This window comes from Streptomyces sp. NPDC002144, assembly GCF_053593695.1.
The window spans coordinates 143,291-154,067 of the sequence record NZ_JBSFDB010000017.1 but is presented as its reverse complement, the minus strand read 5'-3'; the positions used below and the strand labels follow the sequence as shown (position 1 = coordinate 154,067).

The window sequence follows — 10,777 nt, the reverse complement described above, 5'->3', positions numbered from 1 at the left end:
GAGAAGGGGACATCATGCCCGTCATTTCCGACCCTGTTCAGTTCAACGAGGAGGAGCTCTATGTCGACCTGCGGGCCGCGCTGGGGCTGCCGCTGTACCTGAAGTGCGAAGGGTTCAACTTCGCCGGCTCCATCAAGATCAAGGCGGCCACCGAGATGGTGGACGCCGCCGAGCGGGACGGGCTGCTGCGGCCCGGATCGGTACTGGTCGAGTCGTCGTCCGGGAACCTGGGCGTCGCGCTCAGCGTGATCGCGGCCAGCCGTGGACACCGGTTCCTGTGCGTCACCGACGCGCGCTGCAACGAGCCGACGGTCCGGCTGATGGAGGCGCTGGGCAGCGAGGTGCACGTGATCGAGGAGCCGGATCCGCGCGGGGGTTTCCTCGGCGCCCGGATGGCGTACGTGGGAGCGCTGTGCGCGTCCGACGACAGATACGTGTGGCTCAACCAGTACACCAACCACGGGAACTGGAAGGCGCACTACCGGACGACCGCGCCGGCCATCGGCCGCCGCTTCCCGCACCTGGACGTCCTGTTCGTCGGGGCCGGCACGACCGGGACGCTGATGGGCTGCGCCCGCTGGTTCTGGCAGTGGCGGCACCGGGTGCGGATCGTGGCCGTCGACAGCGTGGGTTCGGTGAGCTTCGGCGGGGCGCCCGGGCGCCGGATGATCCCCGGCCTTGGCACGAGCGTGCCGCCGCGGCTGCTCGACGAGTCGTACGTCGACGACCTGGTCCGGGTGGAGGAGAGCGACACGGTGCTGGCGTGCCGGCGGCTCGCCGCCCGGGGCTTCCTGTTCGGCGGCTCGACCGGCACGGTGATCAGCGGCGCGGGCCAGTGGCTGGCGGAACACGGCCGCAAGGGCCTCACGGCGGTGGCGATCGCCCCGGACCTCGGCGAGCGCTACCTGGACACGGTGTACCGGGAGGGGTGGCCGTCGGACGCGCTGGAGCGGGAGCCGGCGATGGCCCGGCTCGCGTGACGCACCGCCCGGCGCACTGAAGTGTGCTGACCGGCGCCGGTACGGGGTACTTTCGCGGCATGGCAGGCACCACGCACACCGTGACCAACCAGCCCCCGCCTCTGACCGGCTACGACGTCTACGGCGCCGACCATGCCCTGACCGCGGCCGTGGAGCGCCACCTCGCCCCCGGTCTGCTCGACGAGGTCCACGCCGAGCTGGCCGCGCTCGGGCAGTCCGCCGGGTCGGCACAGCTGCAGGAGTGGGGCGCCCAGGCCAACGACAACCCACCCCGGCTGCGTACGCACGACCGCTACGGCCACCGTGTCGACGAGGTCGACTTCCACCCCGCCTGGCACCGGCTGCTCGGCAAGGGCGTCGCGGCCGGGCTGACCGCCGCCTGGACCCGGCCCGGCGGCCATGTGCGCAGAGCGGCGGCGTTCGTGGTGTGGACCCAGGTGGAGGCCGGCAACCTCTGCCCCCTGTCGATGACCCACGCCGCCGTCCCCGCCCTGCGCGCCGATCCCGCTCTCGCCGCTGAGTGGGAGCCGCGGCTGACGTCGATGATCTACGACCGTGAGCTCAGGCCGGCCCGGCTCAAGGCCGGCTCCCTGTTCGGCATGGGCATGACCGAGAAGCAGGGCGGCAGTGACGTACGGGCGAACACGACGGCCGCCCGGCCGCTCGCCGCGGACGGCGAGTACGAGCTCACCGGGCACAAGTGGTTCTGTTCGGCGCCCATGTCCGACGGGTTCCTCGTGCTCGCGCAGGCGCCCGGCGGACTGACCTGTTTCCTTGTACCGCGGGTGCTGGAAGACGGTTCCCGCAACGTCTTCCTCATCCAGCGGCTCAAGGACAAGCTCGGCAACCGCTCGAACGCCTCGAGCGAGGTCGAGTTCGACGGGACCTGGGCGCGCCGGGTCGGTGAGGAGGGGCGCGGGGTGCCCACCATCATCGACATGGTGGCCGCGACCCGGCTGGACTGCGTGCTGGGCTCGGCGGGCCTGATGCGGCAGGCGGTCGCGCAGGCCGTGCACCACTGCGGCCACCGGGAGGCGTTCGGCGCGAAGCTCGCCGACCAGCCGCTGATGCGCAACGTGCTGGCCGACCTGGCGCTGGAGTCGGAGGCGGCGACCACCCTCGCGCTCAGGCTCGCGGCCGCCTGCGACGAGGGCGGCGAGCAGGAGCGGGCGCTGCTGCGGATCGCCGTACCGGCCGCCAAGTACTGGGTGACCAAGCGGTGCGCCCCGGTCGTCGTGGAGGCCGCGGAGTGCCTCGGCGGCAACGGCTACGTCGAGGAGTCCGGCATGCCCCGGCTGGTGCGCGAGTCACCGCTGAACTCGGTCTGGGAGGGCGCCGGAAACATCCAGGCCCTTGACGTGCTGCGCGCGCTGCGACGCGAGCCGCACGCCCTGAACGCCTACCTCCAGGAGGTCGGCAAGGCCCGTGGCGCCGACCACCGCCTCGACGGCGCGATCAAGGACCTCCTGACCGAGCTCTCCGGCCTGGACGGCGTCGAGGCTCGCGCCCGCCGCCTGACGGAACGCCTCGCCCTGGTCCTCCAGGGCTCCCTCCTGGCCCGCTTCGCCCCACCGGAAGTGGCCGACGCCTTCTGCGCCTCCCGCCTGGGAGCCGACGGAGGCCCAACCTTCGGTACCCTGCCGCCCACCCTGGACCTGGCTGCGGTGGTGAACCGAGCCCTCCCCGTCAACTGACCCAGGGCAAACCGCCCTGAAGGGGCGCGAGGCTGTGTCGATTTGCGGCTCCGCCGCGCGGGCGCGACCAGCCACGACCCAACCCGCACCCGCCGACGCACACCAGGCCGCACCCCGGATGGCGAAGTCGGCCAAGTCACCGAAGGCGGAGGTGGTGCTGCGCCGACACGGCACCACCCCCGCCGCACTGGCCCGTTCGAGGCCGTGAACGCCGCTCGGGACGGCGTCGCTCAATATTCAAACAAGCTCGGAGCGTTCACCAGGGTTGCAAGGGGTTGCAACTTGCTGCTGTCTGTGGCCGGACTGTGTCCGTCCGTCAACCGGGACCGGCACTATGAGACGGACAGTCAAGACGACCCCGGGGAGGACCAGTGGCACTCTCGCCGACGGACGTGGCGCAGCTCGCCGTGGTCGACGCGGCGCGTGCGGCGCGGGTACTCAGCGAGGTCCGTTCCGCCACGCTCGCCGGCGGGCGCGGGCCCGTCGCCCCGCGCCCGGTGATCGAACAGTCCTGGGAGCGCATGCTGCGCGGCGGCATCGATCCCGACCGGGACCGGCGCTCCGGCCTGCTCTCGCCCGAGGAGGTGCGCAGGCGCCGGGAGACCACGGAGCTGCGGCACGTCCTGCCCGTGCTGCGGGAGGGCCTGCTGTCGGTGGCGGACGTCGCCCACCACATCATGGTGGTCGCCGACCGGGACGGCCGGGTGCTGTGGCGGGAGGGCAGCCCCGCGGTGCTGCGCCGGGCCGACGGGCTCGGCTTCGAACTGGGCGCGGACTGGCAGGAGGACGTCGTCGGCACCAACGGCATCGGCACCCCGGCGGTGGTACGGCGGCCCGTGCAGGTCTTCGGCTCGGAGCACTTCGTGCGCTCGCAGACCAGTTGGACGTGCAGCGGCGCCCCGATCACCGATCCGCGCGACGGCCGGCTGCTCGGCGTGGTGGACGTCAGCGGGCCGCTGGAGACGATGCACCCGGCGACGCTAGCCTGGGTCGACTCGGTGGCCAAGCTCGCCGAGTCCCGGCTGCGCGAGCTGCATCTGGGGTCGCTGGAGCGGCTGCGGGCCACGGCGGCCCCGGTGCTGGCCCGGCTGAGCGGACAGGCCCTGGTGGTGGACCGGGACGGCTGGACGGCCGCGGTCACCGGGATGCCTTACACCGGTCGGATCGCCCTGCCCAAGTCCCTGTCGGCGGGCCGCCGGTGGCTGCCGCCGCTCGGGCTGTGCTCGGTGGAGCCGCTGGCCGGGGGCTGGTTGGTGCGCGCCTCGGCCGAGCCGGAGCCGCGGACGGCCACCCGGGTCGTGCTGGACCTCTCCCAGCCGCGCCGCTGGTCGGTGACGGTGTCCGGGAGCGCCGGCTCCTGGAGCCGGGAACTGAGTCCTCGGCATGCCGAGTTGCTGTACCTGCTGGCGCTGCGGCGGGGCGGGCACAGTGCCGCGGGGCTGGCCGAGGAGGTGTTCGGCGACCCCGCGCGCACGGTGACCGTGCGCGCCGAGATGTCCCGGGTGCGGCGCTACCTGGGCGGTGTGCTGGAGCACCGGCCGTACCGCTTCGGGGAGGACTCGGAGGTGGACGTGGTGCTGCCGGACGATCCGCGCGATCTGCTGCCGCACTCGACGGCGCCCGCGGTCGTGGGCGCGCGGATGACGGACGGGATGCCCCGAATGTGTCCTTCCGGTATCACGGAGTGACCGTGACGCACCATCTTCCGCATATTTGCAGGGTCTTCGTGCCGAGCCGCCCTTGACTGCCGTAGCATCCCTCTACGGGCCACCCCACCTGCGCCTTTGGTCAACACAAGGACCATTGGCCGCAGTTGGCTCGCCTCGGGAGGACCTATGAAGAGTCGTGGCAGGCACCGTCGGCAGAAGCGTGGCCGCGCGCTGCGCGCTTTCCTCGCCGGTACCGCCCTCGCGCTCACCGCGGCCGCCACCATGATCAGCGCCTCGCAGGCCTCGGTGAGTGAGGACCCGGGCGGTCTGAAGGCGCTCGACACGGCCGGGACCTCCGGGTTCCCGCTTCAGGAGCACCTGGTCCCGAGGGCCACCCTGGACCGGCTCGCCTCGGCGATGGGCAGACCCGTCGGGGTGCGCTCCGTCCTCGCGGACACCGACCGCGCGCTGCGCACCCCGGCCGACTGCACGACCGCCGACCGCTCGGCGCTGCCGGTCGAACCGGCGGCCACGCGCGCGTACTGCTGGGACTCCGCCGACACCCGCGGCTGGCGGGCCGGCGCGGTGACGACCTCCGGGGACGCCGACGACGACGGCCACTGGGGCGACGACCGGGTGATCCTCTCCGGCTGGAGCCACCCCGGCCGCGCGGGCAGGCCGGGCCAGGCCCGGGTCGCCTTCGTCAACGCCGACGACCCGGACCACCTCACCTACACCTGGGCGCTGCTGGCCGTGCCGACCGACGGCGGCCGCAACTACACGGGCCTGGCCTCCACCGTCTCGGGACTGGTCTGGTACCAGGACAAACTCCTGGTCACCACCGCCAAGGGCCTGTACGTCTACGATCTGCGCCGCGTCCAGCGGGCCTCCGTGGACAGCGACCGGGTGGGCAGGGTCCGCGGCGGCTGGTCGGCGTACGGCGCCCGCTATGTGCTGCCCGCCGTGGGGTCGTACACGCTCGGCCGGGGCACCCCGCGTCCGGCGGCCGTCTCCCTCGACCGCAGCACCGCGCCCGACAGCCTGGTGGCGAGCGAGTCGGTGCCCGCGAACAGCGACCGGCCCACCCGGCTGTGGCGCTACCGCTTCAGCAGCAATCCCGCCCGCGCCGGCCTGCTGGCCACCGACGCCGAGGGACGGGCGGTCGCCAGTGAGGCGTACGAGACGAAAACGACCGGCATCGCCGGCGTCCTGTCGTACGGCTCCGACTGGTATCTGGACCGGCCGTCCGACAGTCGAGACGATCGGGGCACCCTCTGGCGGCAGAACCGGCAGGGCGCGAAGGCCACCGAGTGCGGTTCGGACGACTCGCACCACTGCTGGGGCGGCCGGGCGGGCTCGCTGTCCTTCTGGGAGGAGACCGGCGAGGTCTGGTCCCAGTCGGGGCGGATGCTGTACGCACTGCCGCTGAGCTCGATCGACAGATCCCTGGCCGAATGATTTTCTGGCGGGCATGACGAACATCCCCGTGACCACCTGGTCGCTGGAGCAGACAGCCCCGACCGACCTCCTGCCGGCCGCCGCGCCCGAGGGGGACGTGCGGATCGTCCGCTCCGAGGTGCCCTCCCCCGAGTTCAGCCGTTTCCTGTACGCGTCCGTCGGCGGCGACATCCGCTGGATCGACCGGCTCGGCTGGAGCCACGCGCGGTGGCTGGAGCACCTTCGGCGGCCGGGCGTGGAGACCTGGGTCGCCCACGACCGGGGCACGCCCGCCGGTTACGTGGAGCTGGAGCCGCAGGACGACGGGGTCGTGGAGATCGTCTACTTCGGGCTCATCCCGGCATTCCGCGGCCGGCGCATCGGCGGGCACCTGCTGTCGTACGGCGCCGCCCGCGCCTGGGACCTCGCGGACCGCTGGCCAGGGCTGGCCGTGACCAAGCGGGTCTGGTTGCATACGTGCAGCCTGGACGGGGAGCATGCGATGGACAACTACCTCCGGCGGGGCTTCAGGCTCTTCGACACCAAGGTCGAGGAGCAGCCGGAGGTGGCCGCGCCGGGCCCCTGGCCGGGGGCATACCGCGTCTGACCTGCGCGGACAAGAGCACGTACGACGCATGTGATCGACGACACCCTTGTCTCATCAAACGAGACAAGGATGTCCGCATGGCGGACGAAGCTGGACTGTGTCCAGACTGCCATGACACGCTTCCGTCATGTCTGGAACTGGAATTGCCTTGGTGAGTCGGCGGCACGTCGACCTCGGCCGCATGTCCAGCGCCATCTGTCCGGCGAGCTGACAGCCACAGCGAAGCCCGACATCTCCTGACATTCCCTCTCTTTCGCGCAACGCCGCGCACGTATGCCCATGCGCCCGAACGCGCAGGTCAGAGCCGAATCCCCGCCTGTCCCGAAGGACGTAACCACCATGGCCGCCACCCCGCAGAAGCCCGCCGCCGCGCCAGTCCGCCGCAAGGTGAGCCGTCACCGCGGTGAGGGCCAGTGGGCGATGGGGCACTACACCCCCCTCAACGGCAACGAGCAGTTCAAGAAGGACGACGACGGTCTCAATGTGCGGACACGCATTGAGACGATCTACTCCAAGCGGGGCTTCGACTCCATCGACCCCAACGACCTGCGCGGGCGGATGCGCTGGTGGGGCCTGTACACCCAGCGCAAGCCCGGGATCGACGGCGGCAAGACCGCGATCCTGGAGCCGGAGGAGCTGGACGACAAGTACTTCATGCTGCGGGTGCGGATCGACGGCGGCCGCCTCACGACCCAGCAGCTGCGGGTGATCGGAGGGGTCTCCGAGGAGTTCGCGCGGGGCAGCGCGGACATCACGGACCGGCAGAACATCCAGCTGCACTGGATCCGCATCGAGGACGTGCCGGAGATCTGGAACCGCCTGGAGGCGGTCGGGCTGTCGACCACCGAGGCCTGCGGCGACTGCCCGCGTGTCGTCATCGGCTCGCCGGTCGCCGGCATCGCCGAGGACGAGATCATCGACGGCACCTGGGCGATCGACGAGATCCACGACCGCTACATCGGCAGCAAGGAGTTCTCCAACCTGCCGCGCAAGTTCAAGACGGCGATCTCCGGTTCCCCGCTCCTCGACGTGGTCCACGAGATCAACGACATCGCCTTCGTGGGCGTCGAACACCCCGAGCACGGCCCCGGGTTCGACCTCTGGGTCGGCGGCGGCCTGTCCACCAACCCGAAGATCGGCGTCCGGCTCGGCGCCTGGGTGCCGCTGGAGGAGGTCCCGGAGGTCTGGGCGGGCGTCGTCGGGATCTTCCGCGACTACGGTTACCGGCGCCTGCGCACCAGGGCCCGGCTGAAGTTCCTGGTCGCCGACTGGGGCGCGGAGAAGTTCCGGCAGGTGCTGGAGGAGCAGTACCTCAAGCGGACGCTCGTCGACGGTCCGGCGCCCGCCGAGCCGCTGCAGCGCTGGCGTGACCACGTCGGTGTGCACCGGCAGAAGGACGGCCGCTACTACGTCGGTTTCGCACCGCGCGTCGGCCGTGTCGACGGCACCACGCTCACCAAGATCGCCGACCTGGCGGAGGCCCACGGCTCGGGCCGGGTGCGCACCACCGTCGAGCAGAAGATGATCGTCCTCGACGTCGAGGAGGAGCAGGTGGAGCCGCTGGTCGAGGCGCTCGAGGCGCTGGACCTGACGGCCAAGCCGTCGCCGTTCCGGCGCGGCACCATGGCCTGCACCGGCATCGAGTACTGCAAGCTGGCGATCGTCGAGACCAAGGCCCGCGGCTCCCAGCTGATCGACGAACTCGAGCGCCGCATCCCGGAGTTCGACGAGCCGATCACCATCAACCTCAACGGCTGCCCGAACGCCTGCGCCCGTATCCAGGTGGCGGACATCGGTCTCAAGGGGCAGTTGGTCCTCGACAAGGACGGCAACCAGGTCGAGGGGTACCAGGTGCACCTCGGTGGCGCGCTCGGCCTGGAGGCCGGGTTCGGGCGCAAGGTGCGCGGCCTGAAGGTCACCGCCGAGGAGCTGCCCGACTACGTCGAGCGCGTTCTGAAGCGCTTCCAGGACGAGCGCGAGGACGGCGAGCGGTTCGCCGCCTGGGCCGCGCGCGCCTCCGAGGAGGCCCTGTCGTGAGCGAGCGGGCCGCCCCCTTCTACTGCCCCTACTGCGGCGACGAGGACCTGCGTCCGGCCGAGCAGGGCCACGGCGCCTGGGAATGCGCGGCGTGCAACCGGGCCTTCCAGTTGAAGTTCCTCGGGCTGCTCGCCCGGGGCCTTCAGCACTCCGAGGCAGCGGGAGACGAGATATGAACGCCGTGACGCAGGACCGTACGACCGAGGAGCTCAAGGCGCTCGCCGAGCAGGCGGGCCGCGATCTGGAGGACGCCTCCGCGCTGGAGATCCTCCAGTGGGCGGCGCAGACCTTCGGCAAGCGTTTCTGCGTGACCTCGTCGATGGAGGACGCGGTGGTCGCCCACCTCGCCTCCCGCGCGATGCCCGGCGTCGACGTCGTGTTCCTCGACACCGGTTACCACTTCGAGGAGACCATCGGCACCCGTGACGCGGTCGAGGCCGTGATGGACGTCAACGTCATCACCCTCACCCCGCGCCAGACGGTCGCCGAGCAGGACGCGGAGTACGGCCCGAAGCTGCACGACCGCGACCCCGACCTGTGCTGCAAGCTGCGCAAGGTCCAGCCGCTGGAGCAGGGCCTGAGGAACTACACGGCCTGGGCGACCGGCCTGCGCCGTGACGAGTCCCCGACCCGGGCGAACACCCCGGTCGTCGGCTGGGACGAGAAGCGGCAGAAGGTCAAGATCTCCCCGATCGCCCGCTGGAGCCAGGACGACGTGGACGCCTACGTGAGCGAACACGGCGTCCTGACCAACCCGTTGCTGATGGACGGCTACGCCTCCGTGGGCTGCGCCCCCTGCACCCGCCGGGTGCTCGAGGGCGAGGACGCGCGGGCCGGCCGCTGGGCGGGCCGGGGCAAGACCGAGTGCGGGCTGCACGAATGACGACGACCGAGGAGTTGCAGGTGACGACCGGAGCCACCGTCTGGCTCACGGGTCTGCCGAGTGCCGGCAAGACCACCATCGCGTACGAACTGGCCGGCCGGCTGCGCGCCGAGGGCCATCGCGTCGAGGTGCTCGACGGCGACGAGATCCGCGAGTTCATCTCCGCGGGCCTCGGCTTCAGCCGCGAGGACCGGCACACCAACGTGCAGCGCATCGGCTTCCTCGCCGAACTGCTCGCCCGCAACGGCGTCAAGGCGCTGGTCCCGGTCATCGCGCCGTACGCCGACAGCCGGGACGCGGTGCGCAAGCGGCACCAGGAGAGCGGGGCGGCGTACATCGAGGTGCATGTGGCGACCCCGGTCGAGGTGTGCTCCGTACGCGATGTGAAGGGTCTGTACGCCAAGCAGGCGGCGGGTGAACTGACCGGGCTGACGGGTGTGGACGACCCCTACGAGGAGCCCGAGTCGCCGGATCTGCGCATCGAGTCGCAGCACCAGACCGTCCAGGAGTCCGCGGCCGCGGTCCACGCGCTGCTCACCGAGAGGGGACTGGCATGACGACCGTCGCATCCGTGCACGAGGGGACGGACGCCCCGTACGCGCTGTCCCACCTGGACGCGCTGGAGTCCGAGGCGGTGCACATCTTCCGTGAGGTGGCGGGCGAGTTCGAGCGGCCGGTGATCCTCTTCTCCGGCGGCAAGGACTCCATCCTCATGCTGCACCTGGCGCTGAAGGCCTTCGCGCCGGCCGCCGTGCCCTTCTCGCTGCTGCACGTGGACACCGGACACAACTTCCCCGAGGTCCTCGAGTACCGGGACCGTGTGGTGGCCGCACATGGCTTGCGCCTCCATGTGGCCTCCGTACAGGACTACATCGACCGGGGCGTGCTCAAGGAGCGTCCGGACGGCACCCGTAACCCGCTGCAGACCCTGCCGCTGACGGAGAAGATCCAGGCGGAGAGGTTCGACGCGGTCTTCGGCGGCGGGCGCCGGGACGAGGAGAAGGCCCGCGCTAAGGAGCGGGTGTTCTCGCTGCGGGACGAGTTCTCGCAGTGGGACCCGCGCCGCCAGCGCCCCGAGCTGTGGAACCTCTACAACGGCCGGCACGCGCCCGGCGAGCACGTGCGGGTGTTCCCGCTGTCCAACTGGACCGAGCTGGACGTGTGGCAGTACATCGCCCGTGAGGGCATCGAGCTGCCGGAGATCTACTTCGCGCACGAGCGTGAGGTGTTCAGCCGCGACGGCATGTGGCTGACCGCCGGCGAGTGGGGCGGCCCGAAGGACGGCGAGAAGGTCGAGAAGCGGCTCGTGCGCTACCGGACCGTCGGTGACATGTCCTGCACCGGTGCCGTCGACTCCGACGCGGTGACGCTGGAGCAGGTCATCACGGAGATCGCCGCGTCCCGGCTGACCGAGCGGGGTGCCACCCGCGCCGACGACAAGCTGTCCGAGGCCGCGATGGAAGACCGCAAGCGCGAGGGGTACTTCTAGG

Annotated in this window: 11 protein-coding genes; all 11 read left to right on the top strand. The window is 71.4% G+C overall.

Annotated features, from left to right (window positions below; translation table 11 throughout):
• Window positions 1-14: 14 nt before the first annotated feature.
• Window positions 15-980: a 2,3-diaminopropionate biosynthesis protein SbnA gene (sbnA, locus tag ACWCQ1_RS25570; RefSeq protein ID WP_451027460.1), complete on the top strand. Its 966-nt coding sequence runs from the start codon at window positions 15-17 to the stop codon at window positions 978-980.
• A gap of 59 nt (window positions 981-1,039) precedes the next feature.
• Entirely contained in the window at window positions 1,040-2,674 is a 1,635-nt protein-coding gene (locus tag ACWCQ1_RS25565; protein ID WP_451027459.1) for an acyl-CoA dehydrogenase family protein, read from the top strand.
• Window positions 2,675-3,045: 371 nt separating this feature from the next.
• A complete protein-coding gene (locus ACWCQ1_RS25560; protein ID WP_451027458.1) occupies window positions 3,046-4,362 on the top strand; it encodes a GAF domain-containing protein in 1,317 nt (438 codons plus the stop codon).
• A gap of 147 nt (window positions 4,363-4,509) precedes the next feature.
• Window positions 4,510-5,781, top strand: a complete 1,272-nt coding sequence (locus ACWCQ1_RS25555; RefSeq protein ID WP_451027457.1) for a hypothetical protein — start codon at window positions 4,510-4,512, stop codon at window positions 5,779-5,781.
• Between the two features lie 13 nt (window positions 5,782-5,794).
• Window positions 5,795-6,367, top strand: coding sequence for a GNAT family N-acetyltransferase (locus tag ACWCQ1_RS25550; RefSeq protein ID WP_133041657.1), 573 nt, complete (start codon window positions 5,795-5,797; stop codon window positions 6,365-6,367).
• A gap of 127 nt (window positions 6,368-6,494) precedes the next feature.
• Entirely contained in the window at window positions 6,495-6,578 is an 84-nt protein-coding gene (locus ACWCQ1_RS25545) for a putative leader peptide (protein ID WP_309486338.1), read from the top strand.
• Between the two features lie 128 nt (window positions 6,579-6,706).
• Entirely contained in the window at window positions 6,707-8,404 is a 1,698-nt protein-coding gene (locus tag ACWCQ1_RS25540; protein WP_133041656.1) for a nitrite/sulfite reductase, read from the top strand.
• Window positions 8,401-8,580, top strand: a complete 180-nt coding sequence (locus ACWCQ1_RS25535; protein ID WP_133041655.1) for a hypothetical protein — start codon at window positions 8,401-8,403, stop codon at window positions 8,578-8,580. The genes ACWCQ1_RS25540 and ACWCQ1_RS25535 overlap by 4 nt, the downstream gene beginning before the upstream one ends.
• A complete protein-coding gene (locus ACWCQ1_RS25530) occupies window positions 8,577-9,287 on the top strand; it encodes a phosphoadenylyl-sulfate reductase (RefSeq protein WP_133041654.1) in 711 nt (236 codons plus the stop codon). The genes ACWCQ1_RS25535 and ACWCQ1_RS25530 overlap by 4 nt, the downstream gene beginning before the upstream one ends.
• A gap of 20 nt (window positions 9,288-9,307) precedes the next feature.
• Window positions 9,308-9,844, top strand: coding sequence for an adenylyl-sulfate kinase (cysC, locus tag ACWCQ1_RS25525; protein ID WP_358603295.1), 537 nt, complete (start codon window positions 9,308-9,310; stop codon window positions 9,842-9,844).
• Window positions 9,841-10,776 carry a sulfate adenylyltransferase subunit CysD gene (gene cysD / locus ACWCQ1_RS25520; RefSeq protein ID WP_133041653.1) on the top strand — a complete coding sequence of 312 codons (936 nt, stop codon included), beginning with the start codon at window positions 9,841-9,843 and terminating at the stop codon, window positions 10,774-10,776. The genes cysC and cysD overlap by 4 nt, the downstream gene beginning before the upstream one ends.
• Window position 10,777: the final 1 nt, after the last annotated feature.